Origin of the sequence: Marinifilum caeruleilacunae, from assembly GCF_013141825.1 — a bacterium.
Lineage (GTDB): Bacteria > Bacteroidota > Bacteroidia > Bacteroidales > Marinifilaceae > Marinifilum > Marinifilum caeruleilacunae.
On the sequence record NZ_RZNH01000019.1, the window covers coordinates 1 to 18622 of the forward strand.

General features: G+C 37.0%; 18 protein-coding genes and 3 tRNA genes. 6 read left to right on the forward strand and 15 right to left on the reverse strand.

The genetic code is table 11. The features are described from left to right. Positions 1 to 291: 291 nt before the first annotated feature. The 4 genes from ELS83_RS22685 to ELS83_RS12010 all read right to left on the reverse strand — a co-directional run bounded on the left by ELS83_RS22685 (position 292) and on the right by ELS83_RS12010 (position 1218). Positions 292 to 594, reverse strand: a complete 303-nt coding sequence (locus ELS83_RS22685; protein ID WP_171595802.1) for a GIY-YIG nuclease family protein — start codon at positions 592 to 594, stop codon at positions 292 to 294. Positions 595 to 901: 307 nt separating this feature from the next. Further along, positions 902 to 975, reverse strand: a tRNA-Asn gene (locus ELS83_RS12000). Between the two features lie 47 nt (positions 976 to 1022). Beyond that, a tRNA-Asn gene (locus ELS83_RS12005) sits at positions 1023 to 1096 on the reverse strand. A 48-nt stretch (positions 1097 to 1144) separates the two neighbouring features. Beyond that, positions 1145 to 1218 (reverse strand) — tRNA-Asn (locus ELS83_RS12010). A gap of 378 nt (positions 1219 to 1596) precedes the next feature. On the opposite strand from ELS83_RS12010, the gene kbl reads away from it, so the two are divergent. Both kbl and ELS83_RS12020 read left to right on the forward strand, forming a co-directional pair. Further along, positions 1597 to 2787: a glycine C-acetyltransferase gene (kbl, locus tag ELS83_RS12015; RefSeq protein WP_171595803.1), complete on the forward strand. Its 1191-nt coding sequence runs from the start codon at positions 1597 to 1599 to the stop codon at positions 2785 to 2787. Between the two features lie 82 nt (positions 2788 to 2869). Beyond that, positions 2870 to 3529: an outer membrane beta-barrel protein gene (locus tag ELS83_RS12020; protein WP_171595804.1), complete on the forward strand. Its 660-nt coding sequence runs from the start codon at positions 2870 to 2872 to the stop codon at positions 3527 to 3529. On the opposite strand, the gene ELS83_RS12025 is transcribed toward ELS83_RS12020, so the two are convergent. The 4 genes from ELS83_RS12025 to ELS83_RS12040 all read right to left on the reverse strand — a co-directional run bounded on the left by ELS83_RS12025 (position 3526) and on the right by ELS83_RS12040 (position 7211). Further along, entirely contained in the window at positions 3526 to 4140 is a 615-nt protein-coding gene (locus tag ELS83_RS12025; protein WP_171595805.1) for a deoxynucleoside kinase, read from the reverse strand. The two genes, ELS83_RS12020 and ELS83_RS12025, sit on opposite strands and share 4 nt — an antisense overlap. Before the next feature lie 71 nt (positions 4141 to 4211). Further along, positions 4212 to 4826, reverse strand: coding sequence for a deoxynucleoside kinase (locus ELS83_RS12030; protein WP_171595806.1), 615 nt, complete (start codon positions 4824 to 4826; stop codon positions 4212 to 4214). Positions 4827 to 4925: 99 nt separating this feature from the next. After that, positions 4926 to 5696 carry a hypothetical protein gene (locus tag ELS83_RS12035; protein WP_171595807.1) on the reverse strand — a complete coding sequence of 257 codons (771 nt, stop codon included), beginning with the start codon at positions 5694 to 5696 and terminating at the stop codon, positions 4926 to 4928. Between the two features lie 3 nt (positions 5697 to 5699). Continuing rightward, complete coding sequence (locus tag ELS83_RS12040) at positions 5700 to 7211, reverse strand: GH3 auxin-responsive promoter family protein (protein ID WP_171595808.1); 1512 nt, start codon at positions 7209 to 7211, stop codon at positions 5700 to 5702. A gap of 133 nt (positions 7212 to 7344) precedes the next feature. Here ELS83_RS12040 and ELS83_RS12045 point away from each other — a divergent pair, with 133 nt between their 5' ends. From ELS83_RS12045 to ELS83_RS12060, 4 genes are all read left to right on the forward strand, one after another. Next, on the forward strand, positions 7345 to 7887 hold the full coding sequence (locus tag ELS83_RS12045) for a CvpA family protein (protein WP_171595809.1): 543 nt from the start codon (positions 7345 to 7347) through the stop codon (positions 7885 to 7887). 8 nt (positions 7888 to 7895) lie between these two features. Then, positions 7896 to 8972, forward strand: coding sequence for a DUF3667 domain-containing protein (locus ELS83_RS12050; protein ID WP_171595810.1), 1077 nt, complete (start codon positions 7896 to 7898; stop codon positions 8970 to 8972). Between the two features lie 96 nt (positions 8973 to 9068). Then, positions 9069 to 10361, forward strand: coding sequence for a tyrosine--tRNA ligase (gene tyrS, locus ELS83_RS12055; RefSeq protein ID WP_171595811.1), 1293 nt, complete (start codon positions 9069 to 9071; stop codon positions 10359 to 10361). Between the two features lie 74 nt (positions 10362 to 10435). Beyond that, on the forward strand, positions 10436 to 10888 hold the full coding sequence (locus ELS83_RS12060; RefSeq protein ID WP_171595812.1) for a DUF4625 domain-containing protein: 453 nt from the start codon (positions 10436 to 10438) through the stop codon (positions 10886 to 10888). Between the two features lie 48 nt (positions 10889 to 10936). On the opposite strand, the gene ELS83_RS22570 is transcribed toward ELS83_RS12060, so the two are convergent. The 7 genes from ELS83_RS22570 to ELS83_RS12095 all read right to left on the reverse strand — a co-directional run bounded on the left by ELS83_RS22570 (position 10937) and on the right by ELS83_RS12095 (position 18607). Beyond that, complete coding sequence (locus ELS83_RS22570; protein ID WP_171595813.1) at positions 10937 to 12157, reverse strand: SpoIIE family protein phosphatase; 1221 nt, start codon at positions 12155 to 12157, stop codon at positions 10937 to 10939. Positions 12158 to 12284: 127 nt separating this feature from the next. Continuing rightward, positions 12285 to 12854: an elongation factor P gene (gene efp, locus ELS83_RS12070; protein ID WP_171595814.1), complete on the reverse strand. Its 570-nt coding sequence runs from the start codon at positions 12852 to 12854 to the stop codon at positions 12285 to 12287. Between the two features lie 146 nt (positions 12855 to 13000). Next, on the reverse strand, positions 13001 to 13765 hold the full coding sequence (locus ELS83_RS12075; protein WP_171595815.1) for a DUF3108 domain-containing protein: 765 nt from the start codon (positions 13763 to 13765) through the stop codon (positions 13001 to 13003). 17 nt (positions 13766 to 13782) lie between these two features. Further along, positions 13783 to 14496 carry a tRNA (adenosine(37)-N6)-threonylcarbamoyltransferase complex dimerization subunit type 1 TsaB gene (gene tsaB / locus ELS83_RS12080; RefSeq protein WP_171595816.1) on the reverse strand — a complete coding sequence of 238 codons (714 nt, stop codon included), beginning with the start codon at positions 14494 to 14496 and terminating at the stop codon, positions 13783 to 13785. A gap of 237 nt (positions 14497 to 14733) precedes the next feature. Beyond that, positions 14734 to 16095: a TolC family protein gene (locus tag ELS83_RS12085; RefSeq protein ID WP_171595817.1), complete on the reverse strand. Its 1362-nt coding sequence runs from the start codon at positions 16093 to 16095 to the stop codon at positions 14734 to 14736. Positions 16096 to 16201: 106 nt separating this feature from the next. Continuing rightward, positions 16202 to 17326 (reverse strand): efflux RND transporter periplasmic adaptor subunit, encoded by a 1125-nt coding sequence (locus tag ELS83_RS12090; RefSeq protein ID WP_171595818.1) that lies wholly within the window; start codon positions 17324 to 17326, stop codon positions 16202 to 16204. A 30-nt stretch (positions 17327 to 17356) separates the two neighbouring features. Continuing rightward, entirely contained in the window at positions 17357 to 18607 is a 1251-nt protein-coding gene (locus ELS83_RS12095; protein WP_171595819.1) for an ABC transporter permease, read from the reverse strand. Positions 18608 to 18622: the final 15 nt, after the last annotated feature.

The window sequence follows — 18622 nt, forward strand, 5'->3', positions numbered from 1 at the left end:
AACCTATATAATACTTATCCGATGATGGCGAATACAATATGTAGATATAAAACATGATTTTAAATTAGTAACAATTCAAAAATCAAGATACGAAAAAAAGCCGCCCCAATTGGATGACTTCTCTATTGCTCCCCCTCTAGAACTTGAAYCTATCCCGAATCTTCGGGACTGATTAACAGTCGGAATATTTTTTTKGATAATGTATAGATACGAAAAAGCCACCCAAATTGGATGRCTTCTTTTTTTGCTCCYCCTCTAGRACTTGAATCTATCCCGAATCTTCGGGACTGATTAACAGGCAGAGATTATCTTTTTTATCAGATCTTGAAATAGTTTATTTCCTTGATCTGGATTTAATAGCTTTTCAATGAAGTTTCGACTTTTCATGCTCTTTATTTTTCGCTCCAATTTTAATGCTAGGGTTTTGTCATTGCCTACTTCAAATGATTTTTTCATTAACCAAGGTAGATGTTTGGACGTGTATTTATTATTAATAGGATTATTATGCATGAATAATCTTTTAGTAAGATCTTCTGTGTAACCTATATAATACTTATCCGATGATGGCGAATACAATATGTAGATATAAAACATGATTTTAAATTAGTAACAATTCAAAAATCAAGATACGAAAAAAAGCCGCCCCAATTGGATGACTTCTCTATTGCTCCCCCTCTAGAACTTGAACCCGAATCTTCGGGACTGATTAACAGTCGGAATATTTTTTTGGATAATGTATAGATACGAAAAAAGCCACCCAAATTGGATGGCTTCTTTTTTTGCTCCCCCTCTAGGACTTGAACCTATCCCGAATCTTCGGGACTGATTAACAGTCGGAATATTTTTTTGGATAATGTATAGATACGAAAAAGCCACCCAAATTGGATGGCTTCTTTTTTTGCTCCCCCTCTAGGACTTGAACCTAGGACCCCCTGATTAACAGTCAGGTGCTCTAACCAGCTGAGCTAAGGAGGAGTATAAACTCCTAATAATATTTTACAACCTATTAAGAAAGGTTTTTGCTCCCCCTCTAGGACTTGAACCTAGGACCCCCTGATTAACAGTCAGGTGCTCTAACCAGCTGAGCTAAGGAGGAGTGTAAACTCCTAATAATATTTTACAACCTATTAAGAAAGGTTTTTTGCTCCCCCTCTAGGACTTGAACCTAGGACCCCCTGATTAACAGTCAGGTGCTCTAACCAGCTGAGCTAAGGAGGAGTGTAAACTCCTAATTTCCCTCTGCACTTCACATTTGAACTGCGTTCTTGAGGAAAATTGCGATGCAAAACTAACAGGATTTACCCAATAATGCAACAGCTGTTTCAATATTTTTTCAAAAAAAAATCATTTTTTTTCTTGATAGTGACTTAGCTGTATTCCAATTTTTGATCTATCTGATTGTTTATCAATATTGATAGAAGAAAAAGGGACGAATAGTAAGATTGCAGCGAAAAAGTAAGATTTACAGTAAAGTTTACTTCTCTATGTTGTAAAAGGCATATAAAAAACAGATTTTCCCTTCTTTTCGAGACAAATTTTATTGTAATTTTGGATAGTATTTTTTTAAGAGAAACAAATATCTAAAACAACATACACATGTACGGAAAATTCAAAGACTATCTTGCAGAAGAGATACAAGGCATTAAAGATGCTGGTTTGTACAAAAACGAAAGAATTATTACCACTCCACAGGGAGCAGAAATTAAAGTAAATACTGGCGAATCAGTATTGAACTTCTGTGCAAACAATTACCTTGGTTTGTCATCGCACCCACGTGTGATGGAAGGAGCGAAGAAAGCTCTGGATTCTCATGGTTATGGAATGTCATCGGTTCGTTTTATTTGTGGTACTACTGATATTCACAAAGAACTGGAAGAGAAAATCGCCAAGTTCTTCGGAATGGAAGATACCATTTTGTATGCTGCGGCTTTCGATGCCAATGGTGGTGTTTTTGAACCACTATTCACAAAAGATGATGCAATTATCTCGGATGAGTTGAACCACGCTTCAATTATCGATGGTGTTCGTTTGTGTAAAGCTGCTCGTTACCGTTACAAGCACGCTGATATGGCCGATTTGGAAGAGCAATTAAAAGTTTCTCAGGCACAACGTTACCGTATCATTGTTACCGATGGTGTATTCTCTATGGATGGCGATATCGCTAAATTAAATGAGATTTGCGATTTGGCTGAGAAGTACAATGCATTGGTAATGGTTGACGATAGCCACGCTTCAGGTTTCATTGGTGATACAGGTCGCGGTACTCACGAATATCACAAGTGCATGGATCGTGTAGATATCATTACTTCTACCCTAGGTAAAGCATTAGGTGGAGCACTTGGTGGATTCACTACCGGTAAAGCTGAGATTATTGATATGTTGCGTCAGCGCTCTCGTCCATACTTGTTCTCAAATTCATTGTCGCCTGTTATTGTTGGTGCTTCTATCGCAGTATTCGATATGTTGAGCGAATCAACCGAATTGAGAGATAAAGTAATTTGGAATGCTCAATATTTCCGTGAAGGATTATTAAAAGCAGGTTTCGATGTTAAACCATCTGATTCGGCCATTAATGCATTAATGTTATACGATGCAGTCTTGTCACAGCAATTTGCAGCTAAATTGTTAGATGAAGGAATTTATGTAATCGGATTCTACTATCCGGTTGTACCAAAAGGTCAGGCTCGTATCCGTATCCAGCTTTCTGCTGCTCACGAAAAAGCACATTTAGATAAAGCACTGGAAGCATTTATCAAAATTGGTAAAGAATTAAAAGTGATCGAATAAATCTTACGATAAGTTTTAAAGCCGGTAGCTCATATGAGTTTCCGGTTTTTTTATAATTTAGCTTCTCTAAACGAACCAAATTATGATGATGAAGCGATATTTTTTCCTGGCATTGGTCCTTGTTTTTTCTCTTGAATCTTATTCACAATACTACAAAGATCAAACGTATTTTATAGGTGGATCTATAGGTTATCAAATGCCTCTTGGCGATTTTGGTGATCAAGCGAATGGCGGACCAAACTTTCGAATAACGGCAAGGAAAATGCTCAACAAAAAGTTAAGTGTTGGTGCCGAATTGTCATTTAGCATGCTAGGGCAGGATAAATTCTGGGATGGAAGCCATTTGGGAAGCTATGATGTGAATTACAATATTGGGTCGGCCTTTCTGCGGGCTTCCTATTATTTCGATGCCTGGGACAGGGATTTCAGGCCATATGCTTCGCTGGCCTTTGGTTACATCTATTATCGAAATGAAATTGATTTTACAGCGGCATCTTTTGGGTCGAGCGACGACAAAAGAACCATTAGCGAGAATAAGGTAGGATTGGCACCAAATGTTGGCTTTTTATATCACATTTCGGATGCCTGGAGTTTTGATATGAACTTGCTTTATACCTTTATTCCAAATTTTCCTGATTCTGTGACAGCCCAGGATGAGAACGGGGAGGATTATCAATATTACCTGGGATTCGATAAAATCTCTCTCCCCGAATTATCAGTTGGATTCTATTACCGGTTCTAAAATAAACCGTGAATTTTTGCTTCAACTTTATCCACAATGCTGTTCAAATCGGCAGGGTTTTCCAGGAAATCGATATTGTCAGCATCAACAATTAACAGGTTGCCATTTTTGTAATTCGATATCCAGTTTTCGTACCTGTCGTTTAGGTTTTTCAGGTAATCCAAACGAATGGTTTCTTCGTAATCGCGACCACGTTTCTGAATCTGATTTACCAATGTAGGTACCGAAGAACGAAGGTAAATTAGTAGGTCTGGAGCCTGAACCATAGAACTCATCAACTGAAAAAGATTGCAATAGTTCGTAAAATCGCGTTCCGACATTAAGCCCATATCGTACAAATTGGGAGCAAAAATTTTTGCATCCTCGAAAATGGTACGATCCTGAACCACATTTTTCCCCGAGTTGCGAATTTCCATAATCTGCGTAAAGCGACTTTTTAGGAAATAGATCTGCAAGTTGAACGACCAACGTTGCATGTCGTCGTAAAAATCGTTTAGGTAAGGATTTTCATCTACATCTTCGTAGTGAGCTTCCCATCCGTAATGTTTTGCTAAAAGTTCTGTTAAGGTAGTTTTTCCTGATCCGATATTACCGGCTACAGCTATATGCATTGTGTTAGAATTATCAGTTACGAATTAAAAATGGAGCTTAAATTAAAACATATATGATCCATCATTTTCAATTAAAAAAGGCCATGTAGTTGGGCATCAATTTTATTGATTACCGAACTCAAATCTTTAGGATTTTTTAAAAAATCAATGTCATCAACATCTATAATTAAAAGCTTTCCGTTGGTGTAGCCATTAATCCAGGCCTCATATCGTTCGTTCAATCTCTTCAAATAATCCAAACGAATGGTTTCTTCGTAATCGCGGCCTCTGTCTTGAATATGTTCTACCAAAGTAGAAATAGAAGCTCTCAGGTAAATCAACAAGTCGGGTGGTTGGATCAGTGAACTCATGATATCGAAAAGAGACAAGTAGTTGTCAAAATCTCTTTTTGGCATCAGGTTCATCGACTCCAGGTTGGGTGCAAAAATATATGCATCCTCGTAAATGGTTCTGTCCTGAATAATATCTTTTCCAGATTCGCGAAGTGCTAAAACCTGGTTGAATCGACTGTTTAAAAAATGGATTTGCAAGGCGAACGACCAACGCTTCATATCGTCGTAAAAATCATTCAGATACGGATTGTCATCCACATCTTCGAAATGAGCTTCCCAGCCGTAATGCTTTGCCAATAATCCGGCCAGTGTGGTCTTACCGGCACCTATGTTCCCCGCTACAGCAATATGCATGTTTATGTTTAATTTTTATTGAAAAAATGCAAATAAAATTAGTAATATTTTTTGGATATTAACTTCTTATTAGCGAGAATAAATGCACTTTGTTTTGAATCAGAAACTTAGCTTTTTAATCGAGATTGATTTTTCATTAGAGATGTAAATCTGCTTATCCAACAGTCTGATTGTTTTTTTATCGGAACTCTTCCTGGAGTAAATGAGTGGATCTTCCTGATTTGCTGAAGCATATTCGTAAAAACCATTTTGCGTTTGGTAGTAAATGGAATTGCCTACAATTTGAAAATCCTGAATGTCTTTAATTGTAAGCTTCCTAACAAATTGTCCATTCTGATCGAGCTGTAGAATGCCCTTATTATCGTAAAGTAAAAACAAGTCGCCGTTGCTTTCGGTAATTTTCACAATCTCCGATTCTTCGAAAAATGATCCCAATAAAATCGATTCACCCAATAACTTGCCATTGTTTGAGATGTAAAAAGCCTGCTTGTCGATTCCATTCAGAATCCAAAAACCTCCTTTTTGCGAACTGCAAACCTGTTCTGTCTCATTGTCCGAGAAATCATACAAATCAATCGCACTACCTATCTTTGATAATTTATTGTTTAGGTAAATAAGCTGGTTAAAATCTTTGTAAAACAATAGAATTCGCAAAGGATCAGATACATCAATAGAGCTAATATCGCCCAGGGAAACATCAGAAAAACGATACAATAATTTTCCATCCGAGTTGTATTTTATCAATTCAGATTGATCTACCACATAGAGGTTTCCCATATGATCCAGCTCGAAAAAATCGTTATTGATAACAATGTCTTTCGATTCGGAAATGGAAAAAAATGACAGTAAGCAAACAAGTAAAAACTTCATGTGCTAATGATTTTCCTGTAGCAATTCATCGATCAGCTTACGATTATTCGATAATCGAGGAACTTTGTTCTGACCGCCAAGTTTGCCTTTGGATTTAAGCCAATCGTAAAATAGGCCTTTGCGGGCAACACTTACAATCGGTTTCTCCAATGTAATGTTTTTGTATCGCTTGGCTTCATAATCCGAATTTAAGCTCATCAAAGCATTATCGAGTACAAAATTAAACTCTTCAATGTTTTTCGGAGGCTGTTCAAATTCGATTAACCATTGGTGTGTACCTTTCTGATCTTTATCCATGAACACCGGTGCTGCAGTATATTCCTTGATTACTGAATTGGTTTTGTTGCAAGCAATTTTCATGGCTTTTTCGGCATTGTCAATAATAAGCTCTTCGCCAAATGCGTTGATGTATAACTTTGTTCTTCCCGATATCTTGAATTTAAACGGACTTTTAGATGTAAAATGAATGGTATCGCCAATTTGGTATCTCCACAATCCACCATTGGTGGTGATTAGCATTGCATAGTTTTTATACAGCTCTACATCTTCCAGGCTAATGGCTTGCGGGTGCTCATCGTTCACATTTTCCAAAGGAATAAACTCATAGTAAATGCCATAGTCCAGCATCAATAGCATCGATTCATCATCAGGATTGTCCTGAATTCCAAAGAAACCTTCCGACGCATTGTAGGTCTCCAGGTAGTTCATTTGAGGCAATGGCAATATCTCTTTAAACTGTTCGCGATAAGGCGTAAAACTCACACCACCATGAACGAACAATTCAAGATTTGGCCATATTTCGTGTATATGGTTTTTGCCTGAAACCTTAAGAATATGCTTTAGCAACACTAAAAACCATGATGGAACGCCCGAAAGACTGGTTACATTTTCGTTCATGGTAGCTTCGGTCATTTTATGCAGTTTCTCTTCCCATTCGTCAAGCAGAACGATAGAAGTATCAGGTGTACGGATAAAATCGGCCCAAAAGGGCAAGTTCTGAATAATTATGGCCGATAAATCGCCATAATAGGAATCGTTATGCATGTTGTTAATCTGGTGACTACCACCTAAAGTAAGACCTTTGCCATAAAGAATTCCTGTATCGGGATAAAGCGATGTATAGATGGCAAGAATATCCTTTCCACCCCTGAAATGACAATCTTCCAAAGCCTCTTTACTAACCGGTATAAACTTACTTTTCGAATTGGTTGTGCCCGACGATTTGGCAAACCATTTGATTTCGGAAGGCCAGAAAATATTTTGTTCGCCCTTTCTTAAGCGTTCAATATACGTTTCGATGTCTTCGTAAGTTTGTACAGGAAGTCTATCCTTAAAGTCTCGAAGGGTTTGCATCGACTTAAAGTCGAACTTTCGACCCCATTCTGTATCAGATGCCTGATTCAACAATTGGGTGAGTGTTTCTTTCTGGATCTCAATAGGATGATCCTTAAAAAAATCTATTTGCGAAAGTCTTTTGGTATTTAACCAGCTGACAAGAGAGTTGATAAATGCCATTTCTAATCGTTTTTGCTGTCTTAAATATAGATATTTTTTAACATCTAATTTGCCTTAGTTCATTCTAAATTAAGGTCATTATGTTGGATTTTCTTATCTTTGAACGTCTATTGATAATTATAACTAACCCATTATGAACATTCTCGACATCCTGATTGGCATACCTTTGGTGTGGGCCATTTATAAAGGATTTACAAAAGGCCTTATTATCGAAGTAACTACCTTACTGGCATTAATATTAGGAATTTACGGTGCAATTCACTTTTCCGATTTTACTGCCGAATTTATAAGAAATAGATTCGAGTACGATTCCAACTATATGGGAATCATGGCTTTTATCATCACATTTATTCTAATTGTAATTGTGCTGAATGTATTGGGTAAAATGCTAAACTCATTGGTTGAGGCGGTTGCTTTGGGCATGATCAATCGTTTATTCGGCGCTGTGTTTGGCTTAATAAAAGGGGTTATCATTTTAAGTATCCTGATTTATTTTGTGAATTTTTTGGATAAAAAGCTCGATTTTATTTCGCAGGAAAAGAAAGAGGAGAGTTTATTGTATGAACCTATGGTCATCATATCAGAGACCTTGTTTGATATTTTTAATGCCGACCTGGGAGATACCACTGATAAAATAAAAGAAAAGGTAGAAAAACAACTTCCTGTTGAAGTATGATGCACAAAATGAAATACTCGATTCAAAAATACCTGAATCGATTGCCCAAAAGAAAAATTACTCATTTTGAAGGATTCTGCGCCAATTGCAGTCATCCGGTAAGTGGTAAATATTGTTCGAACTGCGGACAGTCAGTCAAAGAATTACAACGACCTTTCTTTACGATATTGTCCGACTCGTTAGGCGATGCACTTTCTCTTGATAATAAATTCTTTCACACCCTCTTGCCAATGATTGTGAAGCCTGGTTTTCTGACCAAAGAATTTATGCAAGGAAGAAGAGCCAGGTATACACCACCTTTCCGGTTTTACCTTTTCTTAACATTTTTTGCATTCTTGCTGCTTTCCTACAATCATAAACCTGAAGGTGATATCGATAATGCTGTTCTAATGGAAACCGAAGATGGCGAACAGTTGAATATCATCTCATTTTTGGAAGGGATTAGCGATGGTGCGGATGAACAAGATGAGGATGAGATTGATGAGCAGCTTAGCAAGGTAGATTCCATTATGGCAGATTCGGTGGGTAAAATCAAACTGAAAAAAGGAATTTTTAAACTGGATGTTGACAAAAAAGCTGCTGAAATTGATTCCATATCTGTAAATGATAGCATACCGGACAAAAAATCCGAAGAGGACCAAACCAGTATGATCAACGATAATGATATCAGGAAACTGATAGAGATGTGGAAACTCAATCCGGCCTTGATGCTGGACAATGTGTTTAAAAAATTATCGCAGACCTTGCTGTTTATTTTGCCAATATTTGCCTTGTTGCTGGCCTTGTTTTATGTGCGACAAAAGCGCTATTTAATTGAACATTTGCTGATATCGCTTAATTTTCACTCCTTTATTTTCGTAATGGTGATTTTAAGCGAGTTGCTGATTTTAACCCATTTGGAATTTCTGCAACCACTTACGCTTTACCTGTATTTGCTTATCCCTGTTCAGCTGTTTTTAACGCTTAAATTCTATTACAAGCAGGGCTGGTTAAAGACCACAATCAAATTTTTTGTCTTATCATTCTTCTACAATATCCTGTTATTTACAGGTGTTTTATATAGTCTGATATCATTAATTGATTAATTAAAAATTACCTGATCTTTTGAAAAGCTAAAATGTTTATCTTTGTTGGTCGAATATAAATTTGATAATAAGATCCGTAAGGAAAAAATAGAAGGAATGAATTTTATAGAAGAACTGCAATGGCGTGGCATGATTCACGATATGATGCCCGGAATCGAAGAACAACTACAGAAGGAATTGACATCGGCATACGTGGGAATTGACCCTACTGCGGATTCTTTGCATATTGGTCACCTTGTTGGTGTAATGATGTTGAAACACTTCCAGGTTGCTGGTCACAAGCCAATTGTTTTGGTAGGTGGTGCAACGGGTATGATTGGTGATCCATCGGGAAAATCGCAAGAAAGGAATCTTTTGGATGAGGAAACTTTGCGTCACAACCAGGAGTGTTTAAGAGCTCAGCTTTCGAAATTTATGGATTTCGATTCGGATGCTGATAATGCTGCCGAAGTGGTAAACAATTACGATTGGATGAAGGATTTTTCGTTCCTTGACTTTATTCGTGATATTGGAAAGCACATTACTGTAAATTACATGATGAGTAAAGATTCGGTAAAAAAGAGATTAAGTGCTGATTCGAAATCAGGAATGTCGTTTACCGAGTTTACATACCAGCTGGTGCAAGGAACCGACTTTTTGGAGTTGTACCGTTCTAAAAACTGTAAATTGCAGATGGGTGGATCGGATCAGTGGGGTAATATCACTACCGGTACCGAATTAATTAGAAGAAAAGAAGGTGGTACTGCTTGGGCCATTACCTGTCCGTTAATTACAAAAGCTGATGGTGGTAAGTTTGGTAAAACCGAGTCGGGAAATATTTGGTTAGATCCGAAACGTACTTCTCCATATAAATTTTACCAGTTTTGGTTGAATACTTCCGATGAGGATGCAGAGAAATACATTAAGATCTTTACCTTAATTCCAAGAGAAGAGATTGCCGCATTGGTAGAAGAGCACAAAGAAGCTCCGCACCAAAGAAAACTTCAGCAACGATTGGCGAAGGAAGTTACCATCATGATCCATTCGGAAGAAGATTACAATACAGCAGTTGAAGCCTCTCAAATTTTGTTTGGAAAAGCAACGGCTGATGTACTTAAGAAGTTGGATGAAGATACTTTCCTATCAGTTTTTGAAGGTGTGCCACAATTCAATGTGAGTAAATCGGAGTTCGAAACAGGAGTAGATATTCTGGAACTTTTGGCTGTAAAAGCCGAAGTATTCCCATCGAAAGGTGAATTGAGAAGATTATTTAAAGGAAATGCAATTAGTATTAACAAAGAAAAAGTGCAGAATTCTGAGTTAACAGTAACAACTGAACACCTAATTGCCGATAAGTATTTTCTTGTTCAGAAGGGGAAAAAGAATTATTTCCTAGTTGTAGCTTGTTAATTTAATGCTATTGCTTTATTTTTAGAGGATAAAGTGAAATCAAGAACCAAATCATAACCAAAAATTTATTATTTATGAAACTATTAAAGTATGCCCTAATGGTATTGTTCACTGCCGGAATGATGAGTTGTGGTGGCGGAGGTGGAGGCGATGAGCCTGATGTAGACAATACTGCACCTACTGTAACAATTTCAGCGCCAACTGCAAGTACAGCAGTGAATGCAGGCGAAAATTTAAGTGTGAATATTTCTGTCTCGGATAATGTTGCACTTTCTTCTTACGTGTTAACTGTAACTTATTCTGGAGCAAAATCAGTTAAAACAGTTGAAGAATTTTCTTTCAACAGTAGTTCTGATAACGATGCCAGTGGTAATGCATTGCCTACTATTTCGGGAACCAGCTCAACAATTAACTTCCAAATGGAAACTGCAGATAATGCAAAACCAGGAAATTATAAGTTAGAAATTGATGTGAAAGACTCTTCAAGCAACAGTAAGAAAGCTGATGTAACTTTTGAAATCAAGTAAATCACAATCAGATACAAGAAAAAAGGATCGTTTAAACGATCCTTTTTTTTATGCTTTAAATTCTATTCCAAATAAGGAGATATCATCAACAACAGCCTTATTCTTTTTGCCAAGCTCAATATGCCTTGTCAGATCCAGGAAGGTGTCGTTCAGTTTTTTATTGTTAGAGAACAGATTGCTGATTAATTGCATTCCTATTTCCATTTTATCGCCCTTTTCCAATTCAATTAAACCATCGGTAAAACAAAGCAGCTTAGAGTGGTCCTGTATACAGATTTCGCCAACAGAAATAATCGGAATTTCGTCGAGCATGCCCAAACCAATACAACCCTTTTTTAAATGAGTGGTTTCTTTTGTTTTAAAGTTGTACAATATTGGAGGATGATGACTTGCATTTACGTAACGAAGTTTCCTGGTTGTATAATTGTATACCCCAATAAAGAGGGTTAGGAATTTCTCATCGCTGGAACTTTCGCAAACTTTCTGGTTCAATTTATTCATCAACTCATCCAGTGGAGTATCCGGATTAAAAAGTGCGCGCAAGGTGGCCTGAAAGTTCGACATGATCAGTGCAGCAGGAATCCCTTTTCCCGACACATCTCCAATGCAAAATCCAAGTTCCTGATCGTTAAAATTGATGAAGTCGTAATAATCGCCACCAATTTCGAAATGCGGTTGATAATAGCCCTGAGATGAAATGTACTTATTTTGCGGCAGGGAGCTTTGGTTTGGAATCAGTAAATTCTGGATCTTCGAAGCCAGTTCCATTTCCTTTTTAATGGCCTCCTGGGCAAGCAATTGTTTATGCATGCGCTTGTTCTCCATGGCCACAATAATAATGTTCGAAATGGTCTGTATAAAAGTCAGATGCCTGATGGCTGGACTCATTCCTTCCATCTCTTCATCTAAATCGCCAATTAAAATGTAAGCAAGAACCGAATTTTTGTGAAAAACCGGGATTAAAAAATCAAAACTTCTTAAATGTTCCGGAAAATCGGACGAAATGTAGGTTATTTCGTCGTAATTGGCCAAATCGCTTTCAATCTTGATTTGATCGATAAGTCCATTGGCAATACCTGAGATTAGAAGTGTTTCCCAGGAAGAATTGAACTTGAATACAGCAATTTTCCCAATCTTAAGATCGTTAAAAAGTATGTTTTCATATTGCTTTAAAAGATCATCAACCGACAAGTTTTCATTTATTGCTTGTGTTATTTTTAGTATCAGATCGAGCTTAAACTTACTGTTTACGGCTTGTTGCTTAATCACTACAGTGTTTTTTAGAGATTCAGGTTTTCACTAAATTAATAAAATATTGGTTTTTAGGCTATCAGAATGAGAGGAATAAAAAAAGGATTCCATGAAGAATCCTTTTTATATGATTAGATCACACTTATTATGCTTTTACGCGTTCAACATAGCTGTGATCACGAGTGTCAACTTTAATCAAATCATCAGTGTTGATGAAAAGTGGTACCATAATGGTAGCACCAGTTTCAATCGTAGCTGGTTTTAATGAGTTGGTAGAAGAAGTATCACCTCTTAAACCTGGCTCGGTATAAGTTACCTGCATGGTTACGTGAGCAGGAAGTTCTGCATACAAAGGAGTTTCAGTATCGGCGTGTACAACCACTTCAACAGGATCTCCGTCTTTTAACAAATCTGGTGCATTAATTAATGCTTCTTGCAATGCAATTTGCTCATAAGTTTCGGTATGCATTAGGTTATAACCCATATCATCTTTGTAAAGAAAAGTATGTGGGCGTCTTTCAATTCTTGCAACATCAACTTTAACTCCCGAGTTAAAAGTGTTGTCAATAATTTTACCAGTTTTAACGTTTTTAAGCTTTGTTCTAACGAAAGCCGGACCTTTACCTGGTTTTACATGTTGAAATTGAACAATGGTATATAAATCATCCTTGTAATGGATACACATTCCATTCTTAAAATCTGCAGTACTTGCCATGATATAATAGAATTAAATTTTTAAACGATTTCAATTCATAACGAGCCAAGACCCATTATTTTCTGCAAAAGTAATCGAAACAATTAATAATCTGAAATATTAAGTGCTTTTGTTTGATTAATACTGCGATAAGATCGAAATGATGCCTATTTTTTGATCAGGGAACTGGTAGAAAAATCGGAGAAGTTGGTTAAATCGCAGCGCAAGGATCCCAAAAATAAATCGAATTGAACTCGAACCGGAACCTTATTGGCATCGGCCGATATCCAGATTTTCATATCATCTTCATCTTTGAATGCTCGTCCGGTTTGAACAATTGGAATGAATTTATAGCATTTTATTGTTCCAATTTTGGAATTCACCATTTCGTAACCCATAAAGCGGAACTGCAATAGAAATTCTTCATCGGAAAAGTAGGTTTGCATTTTTACCACCTGGCCTACTTCAAGTTCAGAATTAAAGTGGTAGGCTCTGGCAAAATAAAATGCCGATAAAATATCATGAATTCCTTCGGGTACATCTTTAATGCCCGAACGCTGACTGTTAATTTGATTCTTTTCGCGATCGAAAGTCACCTCGTTATACCTTTTGTAACTTCCTTCACGGATATTTCGAATTGCTTTTACAGGCAGCAGTGTTTCTTTATCGAAGTAACTTTCGTAAGTATCTTTAACTTTGTAGAGCGTATTAAAAAGGCCAACTGTTCGTCCTGTTAAAGTGGCATGGAACACTTCTTTTCCATCAATTTTATCCGACTTTAACTTTAAGCTAGCCTTTCCTCCACGCACGATGCCATAGTGAATTACATATTTCAGATGTTCCCCTTTTTCAGACGATTTAGCAGGTGAATTTGCATCAGTACTTGTCGACAGTACCAAAAAGGAAAATAAAAATAGAGTAAACCTTAGCATACGCGTTGTTTTAGTTCTTACTTAAAGATATTCTTTTTCGGAGTTGTTGCTACAAAATCTTTCAAATAAAAAGGTTCGAAGTAGGCAACATCTTCCAATTCGTTTTTGTTGAATTTTTCTTCTGCCAGTTGAATCATACCCAATGCAGTTGCATTAACATCATCAAGAAAGATGCCATTTTCGTTTGTAATTACATCTTTACATTTGCCTGACCCGTCACCAAAGAAAACAATTTCACGATTCGAAAGTTCGTCTGCAAATGAATTTTCATCAATAATATCAGCAGAAATTTCTCTCACCAAATCAGCATTTGAATTGTAGAATGCTGTGTATACTTCCATTCTTCTTGCATCAATCATTGGGCAATAAAGTGCTTCTTCCAGCTTTTTAATCTGGTCCGATAATTCAGCAGTATCCTGCAATGCTTTTGTCATTGATTGAAGAGTGCTAACTGCAATTAACGGGATGCCTGCACCATAGCAAATTCCTTTGGCAGTAGAAACACCAATTCGCAATCCGGTATAGGAACCTGGTCCCATACTAATGGCTACGCCGTCTAAATCAGCAGTAGTTAAATTGTTCTCTTTTAAAATATTTTCGATGAAAACTGTAAGATGACTTGCATGTTTCATGCCTTCTTTGTTTTCTTTCAGTGCCAATAATTTCCCGTCTTTCCCTAATGCAACAGAACAAATTGCTGTTGATGTTTCAATATTTAAAAGTAATGCCATGTTCTAATTTTTTAAATCAATGCAAAATAAATGATAAAAAGGGAAATTAATGGCAATTGTACCAATAAAATTACCGAATTGTTCCTGCTAACAAACTTACTGATATTGGGATAGGCTGATATTGTAATTGCAAGAATTCAAATCAACTTTATATAGTACCGTTTTAAAAGTAAAACTCCCGACTAATAATTAGCCGGGAGTTTCGAGTTGTTATGTACCCTGAGGTTATAAACTTGATTATAATTTTATTTCGATGCCATTGTAAAAGTCAAGAATCTTTGTTCTGAAAATGTATTCGTATTTTGCCTGTAGCAGGTTCGATTTTGCCTGGAACAAATTGTTTTTTTCCTGGTTGTAGTCTACAGAGTTTACCAATCCAAGATTGAATTTTTCTTCTGTATAACGGAAAGCCTCTTCGGTTGAAGAAACGGCTGTTTCGCTCGAGAAATACTTGTTCATGGCTGCTCTTGCGTTGGCGTGAGCTTGCTGAATCTCTTTTCTCAATGCATTTTTCGAGTTTTCCATATACAACTTGTTGCGGTCGATGTTAATTTTTGCATTGGCAATGTTTCTGTTTACCTGTCCGCCGTTGAAAATTGGAATGTTTAAGTTGAAACCAAAAGCTTTGTTTTCACGATTCGATAACTGATCGCTCAGTTTCATTTCTTCACGAACAATTACAGGAGCACCATTAGCATCCAGGCCATATTCAGGGAAGTCTTTCGAGTAACTCGATCCCCAATATCCAGACATGCTAAGTGAAGGAGCTCTTTGTCCTTTAGCGATATAAAGTCCTTTTTCCGAACTCTCCAGTCTGTATCTTGCTGCTTTCATCTCTGGTCTGAATTCCAAAGCATTGATGAAAACAGATTCTGGATCAACCATTGAACGTGTTGCATTTAAAACCGGAAGTTCAGGAATGCTAATGTCGAAATCTGAAGGATTTTCAAGATCTAATAATTGTGCAAGATCCAATAAAGCCAAATCGAGATTGTTCAATGAGTTTACTACCTCAAGTTCTTCTCTGGCTGCCTGTGCATTCTGTTCCATTAAAGTTCCTTTTGGAAGTGTTCCGGCTTCAACCAATGCTTCGGTTCTTTTTATCTGAAGTTTGGTTACCTTCAATTTCTCCTCGGCCACTTGCAACAATTCTTTGTTGAAAAGAATATTCAGGTAAGAAGAGGTAATGTTTAGTGCCAAATCTTCTTTTGCTTTTTCAACATCCTGAAGGCTGGCCTTAAGGTCTAATTCATTTTGTTTGATAGAATTGTACTTCTGGAAGCCATTGAAAAGAGTTACTCCTGCGGATAGACCTAATGAACCACTTTGGGTGTTAATATCACCATAAGTATTATCGGCTCTAAGAGTACGACCATAACTGAAGTTATAGCTTGTACTTCCATTCAGACTTGGCAGAAGATCAAATTTAGATTGAGTGGTATTGTTAGCCTGAACTTCAGCATCTAATTTTCGAAGTTGCAAGTCAATATTGTGTTCTTTCGCATAGTTGATGCATTTCTCGAGGCTCCATTTTTCTTGTGCATTGGCTGCCGAAAAGGTAAATGCTATAGCAATTAGCGGTAATAATAATTTTTTCATTTGCTTTTTGTTTTATAATCCGTACTACGGTTTAGGCAATTATAAAAACGATTGATATGATAAAAGTGAGCATTTAAAGACTCATTTCAAAGTTTAGTGAGCTTTACTATTCACTTTTGTTTCCTTCCTTAACCATCTCCGATTTTTTCTTCTTTTCACCTTTTAACTTGTCGTCTTTGGTGATTCCTTCCAATACTTCAATATTGATACCATCGGACAAACCGGTTTTAATGAATCTTCTTTCGAATTCCTGTGGCGATGTTTCAACCTCAACGAAGGTAGAGTCGTTTTCAAACTCTAGTAAACTTTCGTTTACAGCCAGTACTTTTTCTCTTTTGTCAAGAACGATTTCTGCGTTAGCACTATATCCCGAACGAATAAAATAATTGTCGTTTAGTTGAACAGATGCTTTAATTTCAAACTGAATTGCTCCATTTTCTTCTACTCCTTTTGGAGAAATGTATTCAAGATTTGCATCGAACTTCACATCTTCAATTGCACCAATGGTAAGCTGTAGGTTCATGCCCTGGTTAATTTTTCCAACTTCGGTTTCATCAACCTTACCCTGGAAAATCATTTCGCCCATATCGGCCACAATAGCAACAGTAGTACCATCGTTAAAAGTGTTCGATTGAATTACCGAGTTCCCTTCCTTAATTGGGATATCCAAAATCATTCCTTCTATGGTTGAGCGGATAATGGTATTGGTAGCATTTGCAGAGCTCTTTGTAACCCCTTCTTTAATCAACTGTAGGTTATCTTTTGCAGCTTGCAACTCTTCGCGTGAATTGCGGAAAGCCAATTGTGTTTTCTGAAAATCCGATTCAGAAATTACTTTTTTATCATACAAAGCCTTATCGCGGTTGTAGTTGATTTCCGAATCTTCGAAGTTAATTTTTGCAACATTAACTCGCGATTCAGCACTGTTTAGGTTAATCATGTCTGGAATGATCTTGATTTTAGCGATCGGATCACCTTTTTTCAACATTTCACCAGCTTCAACATATAATGTTTCGATAATACCCGAAACCCCTTGAGGCTTAATTTCAATTTCTTTTCTAGGTACAACAGAACCTGTGGCAATTGTTTTTTTCACGATGTCTGTAATCTCAGGCGATTTTGTGTTGTAAACAACAGGTTTGTCCTGCGATTTTTTATAAAGGAAAAATATGGTTCCTACAAAAAGTGCAATGAAGAATACCACGAGAACAATTCTAAAAACTTTTTTCATGACTTGTATTATTTTCAGATTTATGACTTATTATTCGTATCTCAACGCATCAACGGGTTTAATTCTAATGGCTCTTTGTGCTGGTAACAGCCCGGCAAGAACACCAAAGAAAACAAGTACTCCGAGTGCGATAAATGCAACATTAATATCTACGTAAGGGTTTAATATTTGAGGATTTGGACTTCCTTCGGTTGCTTTGCCAATTGCCTCAACAATGACTACACCCAAAACCAATCCCCAGAATCCGGCAAAAGTGGTCAGGAATACCGATTCGTTAATAATTTGACCGACCACCAAAGCAGGTTTGGCTCCAATGGCACGTTTAATCCCCAGCTCTTTGGTTCTCTCTTTCACCACCACGTGCATAATGTTACTTACTCCAATAACACCGGTAATCAGAACTCCAAAACCAATTACCCAAAACAGGAATCCAATACTATTAAACAAGCCAAAAATCTTGTTAAACAGTTTGGCAATGTTAAAATTACCAATTGCCTGTTTGTCTTCAGGATGAATGGAGTGGCGTCGAGCCAAAATTTCAAATATTTTATCTTCCAACTCGGCAACCGATTCGCCTACCTTGGCTGTTGCCAGGAAAACATAGAATTTATCGCCGTAATTATACAATTGCTGCAGGGTAGTATATGGCAGCTGTATAATATCGTCGCGATTCCCCATATTGTTACTTAAAGGCTTAATTTCTCCAATAATCTTGAAGAAAATTCCATTTACTTTCAGGTATTGTCCAATCGGATCTTCATCTTTTTCGAACATCAGCTCTTTTACACGCGGTCCAATCGTAATAACCTTGCGGAATTCTTTTAAATCATTTTCATTGATAAATCTTCCTTTTACTACCTCAACAGGATTTACCATATTCATTTCGGGAGAAGTTCCTTTAATTCTAAAGTTTCCTTTTTTCTCTTTGCGAAATGTATTGTGGGTAGCGTTACCGCTCCAACCATTAATGTCGGGAGCAATGTGTTCCAATTCTGGAATATTTTGCTTCAAAGCAATTAAATCGTCGTTGGTAAATCTGATTTGCCTGTTTCGAGGTAAGCCTTTGTATGCCTTAGTGGTTCTTTCTACCCAAAAAACGGTAGAATTGGTTGCAAAGTTACCCAACGAAGATTCTATGTTATTTTGAAAACCTCTACCAATTCCCAGTAGGGTAACCAAAATCAGGATACCAAACATCACACCCAATCCGGTAAGGATGGTACGTAGTTTATTCTTTTTTAGGGCGGCAGTAATTTCATGCCATTTATCCAGGTCGAACATTCTAATGTCGTTTAT